Source organism: Cyanobacterium sp. HL-69 (genome assembly GCA_002813895.1).
GTDB lineage: Bacteria > Cyanobacteriota > Cyanobacteriia > Cyanobacteriales > Cyanobacteriaceae > Cyanobacterium.
The window spans coordinates 1,640,865-1,663,133 of sequence record CP024912.1 but is presented as its reverse complement, the minus strand read 5'-3'; the positions used below and the strand labels follow the sequence as shown (position 1 = coordinate 1,663,133).

At 37.2% G+C, this 22,269-nt stretch carries 14 protein-coding genes and 1 riboswitch; of the genes, 8 read left to right on the top strand and 6 right to left on the bottom strand.

Features of this window, described 5'->3' with window-relative positions; all coding sequences use genetic code 11:
* Positions 1 to 168: 168 nt before the first annotated feature.
* From AA637_RS07610 to AA637_RS07600, 3 genes are all read right to left on the bottom strand, one after another.
* Complete coding sequence (locus AA637_RS07610) at positions 169 to 4,008, bottom strand: type ISP restriction/modification enzyme (protein WP_446682244.1); 3,840 nt, start codon at positions 4,006 to 4,008, stop codon at positions 169 to 171.
* Between the two features lie 148 nt (positions 4,009 to 4,156).
* A complete protein-coding gene (locus AA637_RS07605) occupies positions 4,157 to 4,555 on the bottom strand; it encodes an ExbD/TolR family protein (RefSeq protein WP_446682243.1) in 399 nt (132 codons plus the stop codon).
* Positions 4,542 to 5,189, bottom strand: coding sequence for a MotA/TolQ/ExbB proton channel family protein (locus tag AA637_RS07600; protein ID WP_446682242.1), 648 nt, complete (start codon positions 5,187 to 5,189; stop codon positions 4,542 to 4,544). Before AA637_RS07600 ends, AA637_RS07605 begins: the two co-directional genes overlap by 14 nt.
* 143 nt (positions 5,190 to 5,332) lie before the next feature.
* A riboswitch (cobalamin riboswitch) is annotated at positions 5,333 to 5,479 on the top strand.
* Between the two features lie 24 nt (positions 5,480 to 5,503).
* On the opposite strand from AA637_RS07600, the gene AA637_RS07595 reads away from it, so the two are divergent.
* The 4 genes from AA637_RS07595 to AA637_RS07580 all read left to right on the top strand — a co-directional run bounded on the left by AA637_RS07595 (position 5,504) and on the right by AA637_RS07580 (position 11,469).
* A complete protein-coding gene (locus AA637_RS07595) occupies positions 5,504 to 7,591 on the top strand; it encodes a TonB-dependent receptor plug domain-containing protein (RefSeq protein ID WP_446682241.1) in 2,088 nt (695 codons plus the stop codon).
* 9 nt (positions 7,592 to 7,600) lie between these two features.
* A complete protein-coding gene (locus AA637_RS07590) occupies positions 7,601 to 8,476 on the top strand; it encodes a (2Fe-2S) ferredoxin domain-containing protein (RefSeq protein ID WP_446682240.1) in 876 nt (291 codons plus the stop codon).
* Between the two features lie 43 nt (positions 8,477 to 8,519).
* Positions 8,520 to 9,116: a hypothetical protein gene (locus AA637_RS07585; protein ID WP_446682239.1), complete on the top strand. Its 597-nt coding sequence runs from the start codon at positions 8,520 to 8,522 to the stop codon at positions 9,114 to 9,116.
* Between the two features lie 595 nt (positions 9,117 to 9,711).
* Complete coding sequence (locus AA637_RS07580; RefSeq protein WP_446682238.1) at positions 9,712 to 11,469, top strand: two-component system response regulator; 1,758 nt, start codon at positions 9,712 to 9,714, stop codon at positions 11,467 to 11,469.
* Between the two features lie 46 nt (positions 11,470 to 11,515).
* Here the strand turns inward: AA637_RS07580 and AA637_RS07575 are convergent, their stop codons facing one another.
* Positions 11,516 to 12,922, bottom strand: coding sequence for an amidase (locus AA637_RS07575; RefSeq protein ID WP_446684550.1), 1,407 nt, complete (start codon positions 12,920 to 12,922; stop codon positions 11,516 to 11,518).
* 139 nt (positions 12,923 to 13,061) lie between these two features.
* Here AA637_RS07575 and AA637_RS07570 point away from each other — a divergent pair, with 139 nt between their 5' ends.
* From AA637_RS07570 to AA637_RS07555, 4 genes are all read left to right on the top strand, one after another.
* Positions 13,062 to 13,268 (top strand): glycogen debranching protein, encoded by a 207-nt coding sequence (locus AA637_RS07570; protein ID WP_446682237.1) that lies wholly within the window; start codon positions 13,062 to 13,064, stop codon positions 13,266 to 13,268.
* Positions 13,269 to 13,484: 216 nt separating this feature from the next.
* Positions 13,485 to 14,636: a HEAT repeat domain-containing protein gene (locus AA637_RS07565; protein ID WP_446682236.1), complete on the top strand. Its 1,152-nt coding sequence runs from the start codon at positions 13,485 to 13,487 to the stop codon at positions 14,634 to 14,636.
* A gap of 58 nt (positions 14,637 to 14,694) precedes the next feature.
* Positions 14,695 to 15,747, top strand: a complete 1,053-nt coding sequence (locus tag AA637_RS07560) for an anthranilate phosphoribosyltransferase family protein (RefSeq protein WP_446682235.1) — start codon at positions 14,695 to 14,697, stop codon at positions 15,745 to 15,747.
* A 346-nt stretch (positions 15,748 to 16,093) separates the two neighbouring features.
* Complete coding sequence (locus tag AA637_RS07555; RefSeq protein WP_446682234.1) at positions 16,094 to 17,383, top strand: cytosine deaminase; 1,290 nt, start codon at positions 16,094 to 16,096, stop codon at positions 17,381 to 17,383.
* Between the two features lie 391 nt (positions 17,384 to 17,774).
* Here AA637_RS07555 and AA637_RS07550 read toward each other — a convergent pair whose 3' ends face one another.
* A complete protein-coding gene (locus AA637_RS07550; RefSeq protein ID WP_446682233.1) occupies positions 17,775 to 18,320 on the bottom strand; it encodes a DUF411 domain-containing protein in 546 nt (181 codons plus the stop codon).
* A gap of 207 nt (positions 18,321 to 18,527) precedes the next feature.
* Positions 18,528 to 21,776: a carbamoyl-phosphate synthase large subunit gene (gene carB, locus AA637_RS07545; RefSeq protein ID WP_446682232.1), complete on the bottom strand. Its 3,249-nt coding sequence runs from the start codon at positions 21,774 to 21,776 to the stop codon at positions 18,528 to 18,530.
* Positions 21,777 to 22,269: the final 493 nt, after the last annotated feature.

The window sequence follows — 22,269 nt, the reverse complement described above, 5'->3', positions numbered from 1 at the left end:
AGGGGTTTAATACTAAATCCTGTTCCAATAATATACTAATTAGGGTGGGGAACAGGGAACGGGGAACAGGCAACAGAAAAAAGATAATAATTGTTTATTGTCAACTGTGGCAAGGTGGATGATAGTAAATTTTACAAATCGGATTTGGTATAAGCCCCTTGTTAAAATTTACAGATTCATTTCATCAATGATTTTCATCGTTTCTATACTTACCGTAGTTACCCTCATCAACAAATCAACTACCTCCTCCTTGTAGTCAGCAAAACGATAATTGTTAAACTTTTCAGCGACGGTTTTATCCCTCGGTTTTTTCTCCTTGTATTGATCTAAAATCCACTCCAAGGCGCTACGATTGCCCAATTTATATTCCCATGCCACAGGAGGAATATTTTCTAAAGTGGTAATCTCATCAAGAGTAATTTTATGTTTGACTTTATCCGCTTTCAATTTTACTTTTACTCCCCCTTCGCCTTTGGGAGAGGGGGGTTGGGGGGGTGAGGGTAAATCAATCCTTCTTAATTCATAGGGTTTGATTGTTTCATAGTTTAAGTGTAAATCCATCAGTTTCTTACCCCAAATCGCCCACTGCCAAAAGTCTTCATATAATGGAATTCTTGGAAATTCTCTCTTTAAATTTAGTTCATATTTTTGACGATATTCGGGGTTATGTAAAACTCCATAAACATAATTAAAAATGTCTTCTTTATTAATAATTCGTTGTTGCCTATCCAGCGCCCTTTCTCCCACAGGAGAATTTGCCCTCACGTCTAAGCCTTCTCCCGTAGGGGAATCTGCCCTCACCCCTAACTCCTCTCCCACAGGAGAATCTTCCCTCACGTCTAAACTTTCTCCCACAGGAGAATTTACCCTCACCCCTAACCCCTCTCCCGCAGGAGAGGGGAATAAGTTTTGAGTGATTATATTTAGAGTTTCTTCTAAGTTATTGATTACCATTTCGTTAGTAATTCTTAATACTTTTAAGCCTTGACTTTTTAACCATTCATCTCTATTTTTATCCTTGTCTTTTTGTTCTGACTTTTCATGAATTTTACCATCAACTTCTATTACTAATTTTGCTGAATGACAATAAAAGTCCACAATAAATGAACCTATATTATGCTGACGGCGAAATTTGAAATTAAATAACCGATTTCCCCGCAAACATTCCCACAAAATAACTTCCGTTGGGGTTTGTTTAGCCCGTAACTGCCTTGCTTTTTCTAATAACTCTCGTGGAATTTCACGCTTTGCACCAACTATTTCCGATAAATCTTCTTTCGTAAGAGAATTTGCCTTCACATCTAAACTTTCTCCCGCAGGAGAATCTGCCCTCACCTCTAAACTTTCCCCCGCAGGAGAGGGGAATGAAGATGAAGATGGGGAAGTTTCTCCCCCCTCGCCTTTGGGAGAGGGGGGCTGGGGGGGTGAGGGTTGATAATATTCCCTGAACAAATCCAAAGCCCAATCGGTTATATTTTCTATCCTCTCTCCTTCTTCGTATCTATATAATGATAAACATTGACTATCACCCGTTAAATGTAAATCAATTAATTTATTACTTACTAAGCAATGAAAAGATTTTGTAGCCCCTAATGTGAGTATAGAAATATATTTGTTATCTAAATTGTCTGTATTATAAATATTAAACCATTGATAAGTCCTACCGTTAAAATGCTTATCAAAATAAAAATATTGAGTATAAAAAGGACGATAATTACTTTTAATAATTTGTTTACTATTAAAGTCTTTTTTTATTCCTCTTTTTAAATAGCTAGTTAAGTCAGCATCCCATTTTATTTTATTTTTATCTTGATAATTACTATCTTTTAAAGTTGCCTGATAAGTCTTAATTAAAAATTTAACTTTTGCTTCTAAATTATTTTTATTAATATCATAAACCCATTCATCTCTTTGGGTTGCAACACCCCTAGAAAACAGTTGAAAAATTGCCTCATCACAAACTTGATTTTCTAACTTTCCTGTTGTTTCATTTCTAACCGTTTTAATTTTACCTGCCTTCACATCCTTATCAATTAAAGCAATTAAATCATCAAAATCATTATCCGTTTGATTTATCCAATTATGTTTTTTATCAGGTTTTATACTTTCAAAAGGAATATCCTTAAAAGGATTTGTATTAAGATAATTTAACTTATTCTCTCTCAATTCATGAATGTGAAAAGGATGACTATAATATAATCTTTTACTAACCGCACTTGTATCTTTAATTAAAAAATAAATTGCAATACCAGTCATAGCAGCAGTACCGAAAATGGTATGTTTCTCAGAAATAAAAATGCCATCTTTACCAGAAATTGCTCTAACATTTCCTCCTAAATCAATGATATAAATATAATCAAATTCATCCTCCAAACACTTTCTTAAACCATCGAATGCCCTAGCATCAATAAAAGAAGAATTAGAGATAAAAGCAACAATCCCCTCATCCGCTAATCTATCCGTAGCCCAGCGAATAAAACGAGTGTACATATCATAAACAACGATTTGATTTTGGGCTGTACCTTCCTTTATGTAAGTATTTTTAATTCTTTTATCGATAGTTTCATACTTACGATTCGCATTATTATCATTAAAATTTTCCTGTTTGGCATTATAAGGAGGATTGCCAATAATTACTGAAATATCCGTTTCATTTTGTCGCTTAATTCTGCCCGTATTTTCTTGATTCATGGCAAACAAATCAAATTGTTTCCCTGCAAAATTACTATTATCCAAAGTATCCATTAAACAGATATTCTGAAACTCTAAATATTCCCCCATTTTTTGCTGATGGGTATATTCAATATTCAGATTCGCAATGTAATAGGGCAAAATTGACATCTCATTACAATGAATCTCATGCTGATATTTATGTTCAACATCTCTAGTTAATAAATAATCTAATATTTCTGTGATAAATGTACCCGTACCAGTACAGGGATCTAATATTTCTACTCCTTTATCCCCTAGGGTTTTGTTAAAGTGTTTTTCTAATAAATAATCGGTACTTTGTACCATGAATTTAACGATTTCATTGGGGGTATAAACAATTCCTAATCTATCAGCTTCTTTAGGATTATAGGCTTTATAAAAATTCTCATAAACTACTTTTAAAAACTTTTGTTTTTCTTGGTGATTAACGATGCTTGAGGCGGTGCGAATAATGGCGTTATAATAACTTTGAATCGTTTTAAATGTATTTCTTTTAACACTGCCTGTAAAGAAAGTTTTGATAACTTCATTCAGTTGTTTAGCGATGTTATTTTCTTGGTGAAATTGAGCATCACTAAAAATATTGGTGAATATATCTTCTGTCAAAATGTGTTGAATAATCATCTCTCGAATGTCATCAATGGAGATGTCAGGGTTGATGGACTCTTGACAGACTTTGAGAAATTTATTTCTCGCTTCTATGAATTTTTGATTTTTTGCCCTCACATCTAAACCTTCTCCCGTAGGAGAGGGGGATATGATAGGGGGATCTTGAGCATCGATCAAATTCCTAAGAGTATCGATTATGGTGGGTAAATCTTGGCTAAAAGTGGCGATCGCACTGCGAAAATCTTTTACTTCTGCCCTTTCATAGTCTAAAAATTTATTAATTAACTCATCCAAAGCATCGTCATCATCCATAGGAATCCGCATGGATTCGTTATCGTTTTGGATTAGGATGGCGTTTTTGGTATCCTCAAACAAAATATTGTCCGTGGGATAACCTTTTTTGAATTTCGCTTCAATTTCTGCATCAAGGCTATCTTTTTCGTCCTTGGCTTCCCAGTATCCCCAATCAAGTCTGAGTGCGTCTTTGACGATGCCATCTAGGCGAATTTTTGTTTGCAGACGAGATGCAATGGTTAATTCTTCTACCAGAATAAAATCCCTCGGACGACAATAACCATTTAATAAAGTGGCGAAAGCATAACGAATGGAGCCTTCATTGGTACTGCCTCCATAACGTTTTCTATTTTCCAATTCTTTGCGGTATTGGTTAATGAGAATGCGAGACATAGGCTGATAGGCTTTAAAGGGAACATTTTTTTAAGTTTAGAATAAAGCCACCCTAAAATTGAATAAGTTTTTTAAATAAACTAAATACCTTTTACTTTCAACATTTACGGGGAATTTGAGTTAGCAAGAAAAAGCCTAATAAGTATTATTAATCTTTAGTGGCGATCGCCAAGGTAGCTCCTTGTACCTGTCTAAGTTGATCCATTACTGATACCACAACCCCGTGGGATACTTTTTCATCAGCATTGATAATTACCATGGCTTGTTGATTTTCTCCCATTAAATTACTAACTTGCGATCGCACATCATCCACTAAAATAGGTTGTCCATCAAGGAAAGTGCTACCGTCTTCTTGGATGGTGATATTGATTTCCTCCTGCTGATTTGGTTGAGAAGTTTGGGCAGAAGGCAGATTTACTGGTAATCCTTGGGAGCGAATCAGGGATAAACTGGAGATGATGAAAAACGCCAAAATAGAGAAAATAGCGTCAATCATCGGCACAATATTAATTTCTCCCTGCACATCATTTTCTTCAGGTATTCGCATAAGACTTATTTCCTTTTTCATATAAACGACGATACAAAAGCTCTAACTGTCCACCATATTCCTGTATCAAAGCAATTTGGCGTAGATAAAAAGAACGAAAAACATTGGCAAATATCAAAGTTGCGATCGCCACTACCAACCCCATTACGGTGGACACAAGCGCTTCACTAATCCCCCCTGTCACCCCTGCGGTATTTGTCCCTCCTGCATTACCCAAATCAAGGGATGCAAAGGATTCGATTAAACCCAAGATAGTACCTAATAATCCTAATAAGGGGGCAACGGTGATAACGGTTTGAAAGAAAGTATTAAATCTTTTTAATAAAGGTAATTCCGCTTGGGTTGCGGTTTCTAGGGCAAGGCGAAACTCTGTGGAATCGGCCCCTTCTAATTCTAAAGCCTCCAGAAAGATTCTCGCCATAGGTAGATCTATATTTTTGCGCAAACGGGCGATCGCCGTTACACAATCAGAACGATAAATTTTCAAAACCTCTCGAATCAAAGGCTTCTCTCTTGACTTAATTCTAGTCCAAAACCAGAACCGCTCCACCATCAAAGCCACCGTAATCAAAGAAAAAATCAATAAGGGAATGGCGACCACCCCTCCCATACTCAACAAATCATCAAAAAACATTTAATCACCACACTAATTGCAAATAGTTATTAATTAAACTCAAAAATATAATATAACAAAATAGTAAAGTTATGTATAATCTTTAGCAATAAAATTGATGGAGCTCAGTTTGACAAAAGCCACCTGGTGCGATACATTAGTAGGCTATCACATAAACTTTTGGTTCTAATGGGGGTCAGCCATTAGAGGTAACGGGGAAAGATTGGTGAAAATCCAGCACTGTCCCGCAACTGTAAATAAGACATATCAAGTCTTTGAGTCAGGATGCCCACCAAAATAAATCTACATAATCAAATATCATCTGCGAGGTATGGATGAAGAATAAATATTGGTGGCTTTTGCAAAGCAAAAGTCTAGTTTGGGCATTGCCTTTATTAGTGGCAACTGTCCTGTTTGATAATGGTGTTCCCTTGTCCGCTCAACCCGAAGAAGAGCCACAAATAGAAAATAGTTTAACTCAGTCAGAAGAAGAGCAAGAGGTAGAAAATAATCTAACTCCCGAAGAAGAACAGGAAATTTTTATTATCATAACCGATAAAATCCTTAATCAACCAGTGTTTGCCCCCTTCAGAAGGGAAGCCACCGTCAGGGATTCTAGTCGCCCCGTATATGTCATCGATAGGCAACAGATAGAGGCTCAGGGGGCTAGGACAGTGCAAGAAGCCCTAAAATACTTGCCTGGGGTTCTGAGTGATGGCACCACAGGAGGGCAATTAGGGGCGCAAAGTACCCAAATTATTCGGGGTGCTAGTACCTCTCAAGTATTGATATTACTCGATGGCAGACCCATTAATGATGTTGGTCGTTTTGGGGGTTTTGATTTATCTAGCTTCACCACCGATAACATTGAAAGAATCGAACTCTTACCAGGAGGCGGCTCTACCCTTTATGGCTCTGATGCCCTTGGAGGTGTTATCAACATTGTTACCCGTAGCGGTGCGGGGGAAACTCCTCAAGTAACTGTCAGGGCTAATGTGGGTAGTTTTGGTTTAAATGAACAAGCCATTCAGAGTCGTGGGGAAACGAATGGTGTTAGTTGGGCGGTGGGATACACCAGAACCCAATCTGATAATAACTTCCCCTTCCGTATCGATCGCATCGGGCTTGAATCCCAAAGAGAAAACGCCGATGTACTTTACAATAACTTCAATTTGAAATTAGCAGGAAATCTGGGCGATCGCAACAAGCTCACCTTCAGCGCCCTTTACCTCAACAAAGAATTTGGAGTCGCAGGGGGAATCGCTGTACCCGAAGCCCCTTTCAACAACCTTACTCCCCTCGCCCGACAAAATACCGACGAACTCTTCCTTGATTTAACCCTAGAATCAAAACTAGGAGAAGGAGACGACTCCCTCCTTACCACCAGAATTTTTGGAGATTTTCTCGACTACAAATTTGAGAACCCCGATGGTTTTTCTGCTGGGAGAGATGACATTAACCGCCGAGCATTAGGGTTACAAGTTCAACACAACTGGCAACTAACCCCCAACCAAAACATTACCTACGGCTACGATTTTCGTAACACCCAAGCAGAAAACAACACCTTTAGTAGCAACAGTGGCATCACCACCCTCAACTATGACGGTAGCATTAGCCAACAAGCCCTTTTTGCCAGTTATAACGTCGATTTTAGCCCCGAATTTAACCTTAATCTAGGACTCCGACAAGACTTTAATAGCCTTGTAAATGGCTCTTTTACCTCCCCTAGCATCGGGGCAAGATACCACATTACCCCCACCACCACCGTCAGGGCAAACTATGGTAGAAGTTTTAGATCTCCCCAAATTGTTAACCTAGAAGGTTTAGGAGCATTTAATATTGTCGGGAATCCTGAGCTAAAACCCGAAAGGGGCAATAGTTTTGATATTGGTGTCGATCAACAATTGGGAGACATCGGGCTATTAAGATTAACCTTTTTTAGTAATCGCATTGATAACCTCATTAACTTCGAGTTTGGCAACCCTAGCACCTACACCAATATCGGTGAAATCAAAAGCACAGGCATAGAAGCTGACCTAAATGTTCAGGTTGCCCCCAACTTTTTTGCTTTTGCCAACTATACTTTAAATGATCCTCGCATCATAGAAGATGTTAACCCCTCCATCGAAGGAAATGAGCTAGGCTTCAGGGGGGCAAATAGTTTTAACCTTGGTATTGCTTACGAAAAAGACATTTATCTTGCTCTGATTCTCAAAAGTTTGGGCGGTTACTTTATCAATAACTCCAATACCGATTCTTTGCCAGGATACACCACCGTAGATTTTAAAACCCGCATTCCTCTCTCTGATAATGTTAACTTAACAGGGGGAATAGATAATATATTTGATAAACAATATGAACAATTCCCCGGTTTTCCCGCTCTCGGTAGAAATTTCCGAGTCGGGGTGAATGCAACATTTTAGGAGTCAATTATGGGCGAATTTAATCCTTGGGTTAAATCTCTAAATAAGTTAACTACAGAAAATCTCGTTACAGGGGGCTTGATGGAATATGAAGATATTCCCTGTGATGTGGATACCCTCGGTTGTTTACTATACACCTTGTTTCAAGAACATTGGCAAGAAACCCAAGTGGGTCATGTGGTAGAAGGTAGTGTCTTAGAATTAGAATTAACTAAACCTCCCAAGGTGTGTGTTATCTATGATGGTTATCTGACGGTGGTAACCGATGCTTGGCACTTACACCTTTGTTTAGAAGAACATGGGGGAGGCCCGGATGAGAAAACGCCCTTATCGTTACGACAGCAGAGGGTAGTTAGTAGAGCTTCTTTTTATCGTCGTTTTAATGAAAAAAACCAGCCCCGTAGTTGGGGTATTCAGTTTTGGAATGGGGCAGGGGAAAGGATGATGAATATTTTTCTGCCTAATCCTTTTGTGGATGAAGACGAGAATTTATTGCCTGAGCATAAGCCTAATTTAACAAAACTCAGTCTTTATGAAGAGTTACGGGAGATTTATGTTTTGGGTAAAAAACCTATTCCCTACGATTGTAATCCTCTCAAAAAGCCCTATTTATCTGTGTGTCGCTCGGGGCGTTGTAATCCTTTTTACGATTGGCAACCGATTTTTGATGCTTTGCAAGGGGAAGTGGAAAAAGCAGGGCTTGATATTAAGGTAAAAAGTTCGGGTTGTTTGGAGGTTTGCAAAATGGGGCCTGTGGTTTTCTACTCTGGGGATAAAACTTGGTACACAAGGGTGACACCAGAGGTGGCAAAAGATATTGTTCACAAGCATATTGTCGGAGGTGAAAAAATTACTGATCATCTTTATCCCCCTATTCCTTCTTAGGGATTTGGTTACCGTTACAAATTTTATTTAATGAGGTATTTCCATGACTATTTCAGTTTCCAGATTTCCCAATGATTCAGACAAGATTAATTGGGCAAGTTGTCAAATGACGGTGAATAATAGCCGTACTTGGTTTTTTGCTCTCCTTGCTTTGGGTAGTTTTAGTAATGTGGTGTTTACCTGTGCCTTACCTTTAGTGGGTTTCGGTGCGATCGCATCTACTAATTTATCAAAATCAAAAGCCATTACCACCATCTTATTAATGTGGTTTGTAAACCAAGTAATTGGCTTTACCATGAGAGATTATCCTCTCGATTTTAGTACCTTCGCTTGGGGTGTTGTCATCTTATTGGGCGGACTACTTGCCGCTGCCTTCGGTTTGTTTCAATTTGACAGACAAAGCAAAAACTTCCGTCAATATATCTCTGCTATCGGTTTAACCTTGGTCATCGGTTTCATCGCCTATCAAGCCATGATTTGGCTAGGGGGAGTGGTGTTAGGAGATTTACACGGTTTTAATGTATCTGTACTTTGGCAGGTATTTTATGTTAATGCTTTATGGACTGTCGGATTAGTGGCATTACATAACCTTTTAATCGTTCAAAAACTTAAATTTAGCCCCAAAGGGAAAATGAAATAATTGACGAGGCAAGGGGTTTTAACCCCTTGTAAAATCTTATCTGCACCGAGAAATCAAAAAGAACAAAAAGTAATTGAGTTTCGGTTCATGTCGTAATCATTACTTTTAACGCCCAATCACTCCAACATCGTTAAAAATTTAATAATTTTTCTTTATCTCCCCTCTATCTAATTTAAACCCTTCTATTTTTATTGCAAAATATTATTAGTTAGCGTAAACTTTTAATATGAAAAAAGTGCCTTAACGACAATTATTTGCAAAATAAATACCATAGTCAAAAAAATTATGGGTTTTATTTGAAAAAAATATTTAAATCTTTTATCTCCCAATTATTAAGTATTATTGTAAGACCAATAATTCAAAATTTCGGTAATCAACCATACTTAAATTAAATGGAGTTTATTGCACTTATCATAGTAATTAATCTTTTCCATCAACTATAATCAAGAGTAAGTAAAAATAGTTTATTATTTATACGTTTCCTTCAAAGTGAGTTAAACACATCCTTACGAAGGTGAAAATTTTACTTGATTAAAATCGAGGAATTCAAGATAAAATAAAAAATCATTAACCTCTCTCTTTACAAAAAAATATTATGACTAATCCCATTACTATATTTATAGTAGAAGACGAGGCGATCGCGGCAGAAAGCCTAAAATTAGACTTAGAAACCATAGGTTATAGAGTAGTAGGATTAGCCGACAATAGAAAAGATGCCCTACACGGTATTTATAAAAGTAAGCCAGACTTAGTTCTGATGGACATTAAAATAAAAAATGATGATGGCATTATCCTTGCAGAAGAAATAGCCAAAAAAACTTCCAATTCCATTCCAATCATCTACCTTACCGCTTATACAGATCAAAATACCATTAAAAGAGCCGTCAAAACTTCCCCCTATGGATTCATTGCCAAACCTTACAAAATAGAAGTTTTAGAAAGCAACATTAGTATAGCCCTCAATAAACATCAACAAATTGTTGATAAAGAATTACAGTTATTAAAACAACAAGAAAAGTTAAACGCTGTTAGTAAGTACGATAGTTTAACTCAATTACCAAATCAGCTATCCTTAGTAGAAAACTTCAACGCCATTTTAGAAGTTTTTTATCAACAAATAAATGCAAGTGCCGACAATAACGAAGAAACAATACCATCTTTAATTCCTATTTTTTATCTTGACTTTAGCCGTTTTAATTTAATTCGAGATGAATTAGGTATTGATGTTTCTAATTCCTTATTTAAAGCAGTGGTCAAAAGGTTAAAAGCGAATCTAGGAGATGACATAATCATTGCAAAATTAGAACACTATGAATTTTGTTTAATTACTGAACCTATTAGACATCGTCAAAGTGCCATTGATTTAGCAGAAGATTTATTAAAAAACATTACTCCTCCTCTGATTTATAAAAAACAAAAAATTTATATTGATTTTAATATTGGTATCAGTTTTTATCCTATTCAGGGAGACACAATTAATGAGTTATTAAATAATGCGAAAGCTGTTGTTACTGAGAATAAAACTGTAGGATTAAATCAATACGAAGTCTATTCTCCCGCATTTCATACTAATAATAAAAATGAAGTAGCCATAGAAACAAAATTACATGATGCTTTAGCCAATGAAGAATTTGAAGTTTTTTATCAACCAAAAGTAAACCTTAAAACTAACAAAATAATCGGTATTGAAGCTCTTTTACGATGGAATGATCCAGGACATAATAACATTTCCCCTGCTGTTTTTATTCCCATTGCCGAACAAATTGGTTTAATTGATAGTATTGGGGAATGGGTGTTAAATAAAGCCTGTGAAGATTTTAAACTTTTGGAAAAAAGATGTGGTCAACAAATGCAGGTTTCTGTAAATTTTTCTCCCCGTCAATTTAATGATAATCTACTAGAACAAAAAATATTTAAAATATTAGCTGATCACTATTTTAACCCTCAGTTTTTAGAAATAGAATTAACGGAAAGTTTATTAATCAAAAATCCTTCTTTGGCAGTAAAAAAATTAAACAAACTTAAATCTGCTGGATTAAAAATTGCGATCGATGACTTTGGGAAAGGCTATTCTTCTCTTGGTTATTTACAACATTTTAATTTTGATACTTTAAAGATTGATAGAGATTTTATAAAAAATATTGATGGCAATTATAAAAATGCCAGTATTGTTAGATGTTTGATTCAAATGGCACACCAATTAAATTTAAAAGTAGTGGCAGAAGGGGTAGAAACCCCCGGAGAATTAAACTTTTTAGCTAATAATGATTGTGATATTTTTCAGGGTTATTTATTTAGTCGTCCCATTGCTTTTGACCAACTAATTGATTTAATTAGTCTTAGAAACCATTAGAGTTTCTTTTCATGGGGAAGTGTCAGATCACACCGATTATTCAATGCTAGTCTATGCTAGAAGGACGATGTTTTTGCCATTGTTTAATTTGCTCTAGTTGATAGGCTAATTGAAGAATAGTTGTTTCATCTTTAGGTTTGCCGACAATTTGGATGCCGATGGGTAAGCCTGAGTCTGTAAATCCTGTGGGAAGGGCGATCGCCGGTTGTCCCGTAGCATTAAAGGGTGGACAAGGTGCAATCCAATTAATGATATGATCTAAAGTAACTTCAGATGATAGACTCGCCCACTCGCCGACTTTAATAGGCGGTTGAAGATAAGTAGGTAAAATCAACACATCAAAATCAGCAAAAAAAGCCACTATTTGACGGGAAATCACCTGTATTTGATGGACAGCATTTAAATACTCTCTCAAACTAGGGGCGGTTTTCCTTAGCCAAAGATTCATGGGGCTAAGAATGGCATCAGGGAAATCGCCCTGTACCATACTTCCTTGCCAAATGACTTTGAAAGGCTCAACGATACTAGAAAAATCTGGACAACCTTCCGTTAATTTATGTCCCATATCGGCAAAAATATCTACCGCATCCTTTACCTGTTTTTGTAAACAATCATCAGCCTTCCCAAAAGGTAATATCTCCGTAGCAAAAGCAATTTTGAGAGAAGGTGGATTTTTTGTAACCAAAGAAGCAAAACCTTCGGAGGGATTGTCTAACCAATAGGGATCTCCCATCACATAACCCGATAAAATATCTAGTAACATAGCCGAATCCATGACGCTACGACTCAAACAACCTTGGGTTGCCATTCCTGCTAAATAATCTCCCACAGGGGCGCTAGAAATTCTGCCCCGAGAAGGCTTTAAACCCACCAAACCACAACAAAAAGCAGGACCACGCACTGAACCACCACCGTCTGACCCATGTACTACAGGAATTAAGCCCCCTGCTACGGCTGCTGCTGCCCCTCCACTAGAGCCTCCTGCGGTGTATTTGGGGTTGTAAGGGTTGCGACAAGGGGGGACACTAGGAGACTCAATGTAGGGTAATGAGCCTAATTCTGAGGTGGCTGTTTTGCCTAAAATAATCATCCCTGCTTCTTTAATTTTGGTGACAATACCACTGTCAAAATCGGCAATATTATCTTTTATAAAACCGTTACCATAGGCGGTGGGCATTCCTTTTACGGAGTATAAATCTTTGATGGCGGTGGGAATCCCGAAAAAGGTAGGTAATTCTTGGGTGTCTTTGGTGTTGCCTAAAATTTCTGTTTTCACATGGGCATCTTTGATGGCGCTATCGTGGGCAACATGGGCGAAGCTACCCCATTGGGCATCCATATCATCAATACGTTGCAAGTATAATTCCGTTAATTCGAGGGGTGATATTTCTTTTTTACGGATTAGTTTTTCTAACTTGTGGGCGCTGGTAAAAGGGAGATTGTTTTTGTCCATCATAAATCAGTCTTGTTTTTTTATACGGTAACATTGACTTTGCTATGGTGAAAGATTTACAAAACATTAAGCAGTGATTCTAGGTTTGAGTTGGCATTTAGAATATTAGGTATAGAGTAAAAATATAGAGGTTTGAGTTATGACTATTTGGGTAAATGAACAAATTGACGGTTGTGGAATTGTTCAAGCCTGTATTGCTGGAATGAATAAGGAAGCAGCGGATGATTGTCATCGTGATTGGCAAGAAAAGTTGACGGATGATCAACAAAAGCAAGGCTGGAAGGCTGTTTTGCGTACTGTTAACAGTTGGGATGATGTTCCCGTTAATGCTCTTAAGTTGAGTTAATATTATGGTTTGGGGGTTATATTTTCTCCCCATTCTTTTTTTTGTTTCTATTTGTTGCTGTGGTTAGGTGAGTTTTGTCAAAGAAAGTTTATTTTTTTACACTTTTTATGCATATAATGATTTGACTTGATGCGTTTATTGCATGGCAAAAATAAAAATGTATTGTGAATGACTAAATCAGGTTAATGAATTTTCTTAGACTATGGTAGTTAATAAATGGTACAACAAACTGAGAATATAATGTATTTATCTCAACAGAGCAATCTCCCTTTAAACAATCTTGAGTCTTTTTCCTTGCATTCTGCCCTTAAAACTTTGGAAAATGGTAGTTTTGAAGAACGATGGGCGATCGCCAAGGTTCTGGTAAAATACGGTGAAGTAGTCATTGAACCATTAAAAGGGGTAATTCTGGACGAAAATAGAGATAGTGAATATCGTTGGTTTGCCCTAAAAATTATTAGTCAGTTAGATAACCCTGATACTGTTTTAATCATCAGTGAATTATTAAACACCACGGAAGATGAAGATTTAATCAGTGTTGGCGCTCAGATTTTAGCTAGTCAAGGGGAAAGGGCTATTTCTATCTTGACTGCCCTACTGGATTCTCCTTCATATCGTCTTTGCGCTACCAAAGCCCTAGCCCAAATTCCCCATCGTTTAGTTATTAAACCCTTGCTTTCTGTGGCTGATGATGATAATGTTGACATAAGACAAAGTGCGATCGCCTCTTTAAGCAACTTTGATGACTCTGGCATTATCCCCATTTTAGAAAACGCCCTCAAAGACTACAATTCTGTCATCAGAAAAGAAGCATTAATAGGATTAGTCCGAAAAACTAAATATTATTCCCCTCAACAATTAGCAACCCTCATTACCCCCTTCCTCGATGACGTTGACTTGACTGTTTGTCAACAAGCCGCCATCTGCCTAAGTCATATACCCCATACATTAGCCACTGACATTCTTTTTTCCACCCTCATCAAACCACATACCCCCATTCCCCTACAACATACCATCACAAAATCCTTGGCTTGGCAAGAAACCAGCCATAGTATTCATGCCCTTGAAAAAGCATTATATTTAGTATCAGAAGAAATTTGTTGTGAAATAATAGCCATTTTAGGCAGAATAAACAAACCAAAAATAAAAGAAACCATTGCTAAAATCTCTCTAAAATTTTATCGTAACCATGAGTTAGCAAAAAAATCAGATCAAATCATTCAAAATCTCTGTTATACATGGCAACAAATCAACGCTCAAGAATCCCTTGACATTTTAATAAGCATTATCAATACAGGGGGAGAAAAAAGTAAAATTTATGCCCAATCAGCCTTTCACAACATAAATAAAACTCCCACCATAGATTAAAATAACTTTATTGTCTTAATCCATAGACAAGCCCTAACTTAAATGAAAATCCATCATAATGAGCGCAGAATTCAGAGAATTATTAAAAAAAGTTGGTAGTGGGGCGCATACCCATAAAGATTTAACCAGAGAAGAAGCCCACCAAGCCGCCACAATGATGTTGACAGGGGTAGCTACCCCCGCCCAAATCGGTGCTTTTCTCATTGCCCAACGTATTAAACGCCCCACAGGTATTGAATTGGCTGGAATGCTAGATGCCTACAGCGAATTGGGGGCAACATTAGATACTATCCCCAATACCTCTTATCCCTTAACTATACTCGGAATTCCCTACGATGGGCGATCGCGCACAGCCCCCATTTCTCCTATCACCGCCCTAATTTTGGCTTGTCATAACATCCCCGTATTAATGCACGGAGGGAAAACCATGCCCACCAAATATGGATTACCTCTTATTGAAATTTGGCAAAATTTAGGCGTAAATTTAAGTAAATTAACCATAGAAAAAGCTCAAAGTTTATTAGCAAAAACTAACTTTTCTTTCCTCTATTTACCTCAACATTTCCCCCTAGCAAATAAATTGGTTCAATATAGAGAAGAAATCGGTAAACGCCCCCCCCTTGCCACCCTAGAATTAATCTGGCAACCCTACACAGGTAACAGTCATTTAATAGCTGGTTTTGTTCATCCTCCCACCGAAAAAATGATCCGAGAAGCCCTACATCTTAGGGGAGTAAAACAGTTTACCCTCATCAAAGGTTTAGAAGGTAGCCCCGATTTAAAGTTAGCACAAACCACCATTGTATGTATTAATAGTTCTGATAAAGAAGAGGGTTATGAGTATTTAAAAATTCATCCTGAAGAATTCGATTTGACTCGTCATGACATCGAATTAGAGGACTATGATAGTTATTATCAACAGTTACATAAACTTTTACAAGGGCAACAATCTACTTTGTCGGAAGGGGTTGTTTTAAATGGTGGCTTTTATCTTTGGCGTTGCGGATATTCGCCTTCTTTGAAGGAAGCAATAGACACTGTTAATGATGTCCTAAAAACTGATAAATTATTGACTAAATTAGAAGAAATAAAAGCGGTTTTAAGTAATTAAATATAGTATCTATTTTCTAAAAATGTAAATAATTTGATCCCCCCTATCCGCCTTAATAAGTAGAAAATTCAAGTTAGAATTTTAAAAGATAATATATAGCAATTATCATGATTACGGGGTACAAAACGATCCCCCTAAATACCCCTTAATAAGGGGGACTTGAGAATAATAAATGTACCTCATACTTATAAAAACGCTATAGTACCGATAAACTGAAGTAATACCAAATCCTACATTAAAAGTAGACTAATAACTATCATCAATCTCAATGATTTCAAGTAAATAAATATACTATCTAAATAGGATTTGGTATAATTATACTATTAATAATAAAAAATATTAGATAATGAATAATAAATATTGGCTAAAGAATGCTCATATTCCCTTAGATCTGATTGAAAATTCAACTATAAAATTTGAGCAAAAGACTAGAGAAAATCTGGTTCTTTGTGACATTGAAATTGAGGGAGAAAAAATAAAGCAAATTATTCCTGCTAATGATAATACACAGGGAAAAGATTTGAAAAAAGGGATTGTTTTACCCTGCTTTATCGATATTCATACTCACTTAGATAAAGGACATATTTATCAACGTTCTCCTAACTTAAAAGGGGATTTTGAAACGGCTTTAAAAATGGCTAGAAATGATGCTAAATTTTGGAACCCAGAAGAAGTTTATGAGAGAATGAACTTTGGTTTAAAGTGTAGTTATGTCCACGGTGCGATCGCCCTTAGAACCCATTTAGACTGTTATAGCTATGACTCTTTTATGAGTGTAGAAATCTGGAAACAACTACAAAAAGAATGGCAAAATAAACTGACTATTCAAGCAGTATCACTCGTTAGTTTAGATTATTTTCTTACCCCTGACGGAGCAAAATTAGCCGATAAAATGGCAGAAAAAGAAGGTATTTTGGGGGGAGTTGCCTATATGAATAAAGATGTAGATAAACAAATAGAAACCGTATTTAAACTTGCCATTGAGCGTAATTTAGACTTAGATTTTCATGCCGATGAAAATAATGAGATAGATTCAATTTGTTTACAAAAAATAGCAAAGACTGCCATTAAAATGAACTATCAAGGTAACATTATCTGTGGTCATTGTTGTAGCTTAGCAGTGCAACCCCCCGAAGTAGTCAAAAAAACCATTGAATTAGTAAAACAAGCAAATATCAGCATCGTTAGTTTACCCATGTGTAACCTGTATTTGCAAGATAGACAGGAAGAAACTACCCCCTTTTGGCGCGGAGTAACAAGGGCAAAAGAGTTGAAAAACGCAGGAATAAACGTGGCTTTTGCCAGTGATAATTGTCGAGATCCCTTTTTTGGTTTTGGAGATCATGATATGCTAGAGGTATTTACCCAGTCTGTGCGCATTGCTCACCTAGACACCCCCTACAGCGACTGGATCGCCTCTGTTACTAAAACTCCAGCAAAAATGATCAAATTGCCCCACCTAGGCATAATAAGCGTGGGAAGTACCGCAGATTTAATTGTTTTTAAAGGTCGTTATTTTAGTGAATTGTTGTCACGAAATCAGTGCGATCGCACTTTAATCAGAGATGGTAAAATAGTAGATGCTCAACTCCCCGACTATGAAGAATTAGATAAATTTATTAACGGTGAAAAATAATAACTACAACTTATTTCTCTTTTATCACTTTCCATTTTTTCTTACTATTAATTAATTTCATAACAATTGATAATTAAGGGATTATATATACTACAATTTTTTTAAAATTTTCATTTATCTTTTACATTTATCTTTTATTTTAAAACAATAAATAAATAATACCAAATCCTTATTAGATAATGTACCTATTCATCAATTTGAAATGGAGAGGATTCGCTTATTAATCCACAATTATAAAGTGTTCCCCGTTCCCTATTCCCTGTTCTCCGCCATAATTAGTACATTATTTAAACGGGGTTTAGTATGATTTGGTTTAATATCTTAAAATACATTATCCGCCTTACTTGTCGGAAGAATATGTAAACCTATTTTTGTAATTTTATTTACTCTATTAATAGTTTTCATATTCATTAAAAACTGCAATATCTCCTTGATTATTAAAACTTAAAACAGCAAAAGGTTGCTTGATATTGTTAGATTCCATACCTGGACTACCAATAGGCATATTTGGCACAGCTAATCCTTTCATGGTGGATTTTTGGCTCAAAAAACGTTTAATATCATCCGCTGGAATATGTCCTTCCATCACATAACCGTCAATAATAGCCGTATGACAAGATGCTAACTCTGAAGGTAAATTATTTTGACGTTTAATAGTCTCCATATCATCGGTTTTTATGTCTTTGACTTCAAACCCATGTTTCTCAATGTGAGAAATCCATTGTCCACAACAACCGCAGGATGGACTACGATACACTGTAATTTCATTAATTCCCTCATAATTAACATTGGATGTTTCCCAAACACTGGCTGTTATGACTTGATTTTCTTGATTATTTTGATTTCCCTCGGCGTAAGTCGAACTGTTGAGGCGAAATCCAACAGCAGCAATAATTGTAACGATAGAAATAATAGCTAGATTTTGAAATAGTTTCATTTTTGTTATTAGAATTATTTATCTTTATTCTTAATTTAGCGGAGGAATAAGTAGGTTGGTAAAATCAGTTATCGCTCTTATTGTACGAAAACTGTTCTGAACAAAGGGTTTAAATCCATTGAATTATGCTTAGTTTCTTAAAGAATGGGCAGCAGTAACAATGTTTTAAATAATAAAAAAAGGTGGGTAATATACCCACCCGTTAAATTAAATAAAGTAATCTTGAAGAGCCTTAACCTGTAAAGGTTCGGACTGTAAAGAGCGTATGGCTTCTACTGTAGCCCTTGCCCCTGCAATGGTAGTGATGATAGGCAATCTATAATCTAGGGCTGAACGGCGAATTTTGCGTCCATCATAGAGAGATTCTTCTTCAGCACTGGGAGTATTAATAATAAATTGAATCTGATTATTCTTAATGCAATCAATGACGTGGGGACGACCTTCGTGGAGTTTTAACACTAACTCTACATCCTCCACCCCATTGTCCATAAGAGCTTTACGAGTGCCAGAGGTTGCCACAAGTTTGAACCCTAAAGCTACTAAATCCTTCGCCACAGGTACGATCGCCTCTTTATCCCTGTCACTCATGGAAATAAATACCGTACCAGAAGTATGAATAGTAACCCCTGCACCGATTTCCGCTTTTGCAAACGCCTTACCAAAATCGCTATCTATACCCATTACTTCCCCTGTACTACGCATTTCAGGTCCTAGGAGAGTATCAGCCCCCACGAATTTGTTAAAGGGTAATACCGCCTCTTTTACGGCTACATGACGGGGGATAATTTCCTCGGTGGCGTTCAACTCTTTTAGGGTTTTGCCCGACATTACCAAGGATGCAACTTTGGCGAGGGGGCGCCCAGTGGCTTTGGAGACATAAGGCACGGTACGGGAGGCACGGGGATTGGCTTCGAGGATATAGGCTGTTTCTCCCTGCACTGCATATTGAATGTTCATCAAGCCCACCACTTTTAATGATTGAGCTAATTTTACTGTCCAATCTCGGAGAACATCGACAATTTTATCGCTCAGGGTAGTATAAGGAATAGAACAGGCAGAGTCTCCAGAGTGTACCCCTGCTTCTTCGATATGTTCCATAATACCGCCGATGACCACTTGCCCAGTATGATCACATATAGCATCCACATCTACTTCGATGGCGTTTTGCAGGAATTTATCAATTAAAATGGGATGTTCAGGTTCAATGTGTACGGCATATTTCATATACTGTTCTAGCTCAGTCACATTATAAACTACACGCATACCACGACCCCCAAGAACGTAGGAAGGACGTACCACCACGGGATAGGTTATTTTCTCGGCAATGATAAGGGCTTCTTCAAAACTCCGAGCAATACCGTTGGGGGGTTGTTTGATGCCTAAGTCATCGAGGATGGCTTCAAATTTTTCCCTGTCTTCGGCGGTGTCGATGGAGTCGGGGGATGTACCCCAAATTTTGGTTTTGACGGGGCAATTAGCGTCTGCAAGATAATTTTTCAGGGGCATGGCTAATTTGAGGGGGGTTTGTCCGCCAAATTGAATAATTACCCCATCAGGATTTTCCGATTCGATGATATTTAAAACATCTTCTTTGGTGAGGGGTTCAAAGTAAAGGCGATCGCTCGTATCGTAGTCGGTGGATACGGTTTCGGGGTTGGAATTGACCATAATAGTCTCAAAACCTGCATCTTGGAGGGAGAAGGAAGCATGACAACAACAGTAGTCAAATTCTATTCCCTGTCCAATACGGTTGGGACCACCGCCCAAAATCATTACCTTTTTATTTTGGGTGACGTTATTTTCGCTTTCCCCTGATTCGTAGGTGGAGTAATAGTAAGGGGTAAAGGCTTCAAATTCGGCGGCGCAAGTATCTACCAATTTGTAAACAGGTAATACACCCAATGATTTACGATAAATTCTCACTTCATCTTCGGTGGTTTTGGTAGCAAAGGCGATTTGATGATCGCTAAAACCTTGTTTTTTAATTTCTAACATCTCCTCCTTCGTCATTTGTTTAAGGGGAGTACGCTTCATAAATTTCTCGATCTCTACAATCTCTTGCATTTTATCCAAAAACCAAGGATCGATCGCACTTAATCCGTAAATTTCCTCCACACTCATCCCCAATTTAAGGGCATGGTAAACGCTAAAAATGCGCTCAGGTTTAGGAGTACGTAATTGAGAGCTAATTTGAGAGAGAGTGGGCAAGGTTTCATGGCGATCGCACCCAAAGCCAAAACGACCAATTTCAAGGGATCTCAACGCCTTTTGGAAAGATTCATTAAAAGTACGCCCGATAGCCATAGCTTCCCCCACAGACTTCATCTGAGTAGTAAGAGTAGAAGATGAGCCAGGGAATTTTTCAAAAGCAAAACGAGGAATTTTCGTAACCACATAATCAATGGTAGGCTCAAAAGAAGCAGGGGTTTTCTTAGTAATATCATTAGAAATCTCATCCAAAGAATAACCCACCGCCAACTTAGCCGCAAACTTCGCAATGGGGAAGCCCGTAGCCTTAGAAGCCAAAGCAGAAGAGCGAGAAACCCGAGGATTCATCTCAATAACAATCACCTCTCCATTGACAGGATTAGTGGAAAATTGAATATTTGAACCCCCCGTTTCTACCCCAATCTCCCGAATAATCGCCTTCGCATAGTCCCTGAGGCGTTGATATTCCTTATCCGTCAAAGTTTGAGCAGGAGCAACAGTAATAGAATCCCCCGTATGTACCCCCATAGGATCAATATTTTCAATGGAACAGATAATAACCACATTATCCGCCATATCTCGCATCACTTCCAACTCATATTCCTTCCAGCCAATCAAAGACTTTTCAATCAAAATCTGCGACATAGGAGAAGCATCAATACCAAACTTCGCCATCTCCTCAAATTCCTCTTGGTTGTAAGCGATACCGCCCCCAGTACCTCCCATGGTAAAAGCAGGACGAATAATTAGAGGATAAGAGCCAATTTCTTCGGCTACCGCCTTCGCGTCTTCCCAACTACTAGCAATACCCGAAGGACATACAGGCACTCCTATCCTTGCCATGGCATCCTTAAATAATTCTCTATCCTCCGCCATTTTAATAGCAGGTAGTTTTGCCCCAATCAATTCCACACCGTATTTATTTAAAACTCCTGACTCTGCCAAAGAAACCGCAGTATTAAGAGCAGTTTGCCCCCCCATGGTGGGCAGTAAAGCATCGGGGCGCTCTTTGGCGATTACTTTTTCAACAATTTCTGGGGTAATAGGTTCAATATAAGTGCGTTCAGCCGTATCAGGATCAGTCATAATGGTTGCAGGGTTGGAATTGACCAACACAACCTCATAACCCTCTTCTCTTAGGGCTTTACAGGCTTGTGTTCCTGAATAGTCAAATTCACAGGCTTGTCCAATTATGATAGGGCCAGAACCTAAAATAAGAATTTTGTTTATATCTTCACGACGTGGCATATATCTTTACCGCCTTAACTCTCTAATTTATATTAGTCTCACATATTTTAATGCCTATCGTTGTTTATTGTTCTTTTAGTTTGTTTCTATTCAATGACAATATTGTCGAGATATGGCAATTGAGGGGCGGTTTTGCTAAAAAAAATAGATATTGAGATAGTTGAAGATCATCAAAAGACAAAAAATGAAGGGTTATTTTTGAGCTTTTCGGACATCAAAATGATATGTGGAAGTTTCTTTTTTCTTTAAAAATTAATTCTTATTTGTGTCAATTACAAAACTTTTATTAATTACTTTTTTTGGACAAACAACTAATTTATTACGCTAAATTTGTTTTCCTCAATTATGGTTGTCATTAACTATATTTAAGTTTTAATAACTATCTACAATAACTTGAAAGTTTAATATCGCTTGTCTTTACAGATATATGCTTTGGAACAAAGATAAAGGTAAAAGGTTAATTGGATGAGCCAAAATGATTCTTTATATATCA

Excerpts from the sequence above, each read along its gene's own strand:
- AA637_RS07610 (WP_446682244.1), bottom strand. The coding sequence starts at position 4,008 with ATGTCTCGCATTCTCATTAACCAATACCGCAAAGAATTGGAAAATAGA.
- AA637_RS07605 (WP_446682243.1), bottom strand. The coding sequence starts at position 4,555 with ATGCGAATACCTGAAGAAAATGATGTGCAGGGAGAAATTAATATTGTG.
- AA637_RS07600 (WP_446682242.1), bottom strand. The coding sequence starts at position 5,189 with ATGTTTTTTGATGATTTGTTGAGTATGGGAGGGGTGGTCGCCATTCCC.
- AA637_RS07595 (WP_446682241.1), top strand. The coding sequence starts at position 5,504 with ATGAAGAATAAATATTGGTGGCTTTTGCAAAGCAAAAGTCTAGTTTGG.
- AA637_RS07590 (WP_446682240.1), top strand. The coding sequence starts at position 7,601 with ATGGGCGAATTTAATCCTTGGGTTAAATCTCTAAATAAGTTAACTACA.
- AA637_RS07585 (WP_446682239.1), top strand. The coding sequence starts at position 8,520 with ATGACTATTTCAGTTTCCAGATTTCCCAATGATTCAGACAAGATTAAT.
- AA637_RS07580 (WP_446682238.1), top strand. The coding sequence starts at position 9,712 with ATGACTAATCCCATTACTATATTTATAGTAGAAGACGAGGCGATCGCG.
- AA637_RS07575 (WP_446684550.1), bottom strand. The coding sequence starts at position 12,922 with ATGGACAAAAACAATCTCCCTTTTACCAGCGCCCACAAGTTAGAAAAA.
- AA637_RS07570 (WP_446682237.1), top strand. The coding sequence starts at position 13,062 with ATGACTATTTGGGTAAATGAACAAATTGACGGTTGTGGAATTGTTCAA.
- AA637_RS07565 (WP_446682236.1), top strand. The coding sequence starts at position 13,485 with ATGGTACAACAAACTGAGAATATAATGTATTTATCTCAACAGAGCAAT.
- AA637_RS07560 (WP_446682235.1), top strand. The coding sequence starts at position 14,695 with ATGAGCGCAGAATTCAGAGAATTATTAAAAAAAGTTGGTAGTGGGGCG.
- AA637_RS07555 (WP_446682234.1), top strand. The coding sequence starts at position 16,094 with ATGAATAATAAATATTGGCTAAAGAATGCTCATATTCCCTTAGATCTG.
- AA637_RS07550 (WP_446682233.1), bottom strand. The coding sequence starts at position 18,320 with ATGAAACTATTTCAAAATCTAGCTATTATTTCTATCGTTACAATTATT.
- carB (WP_446682232.1), bottom strand. The coding sequence starts at position 21,776 with ATGCCACGTCGTGAAGATATAAACAAAATTCTTATTTTAGGTTCTGGC.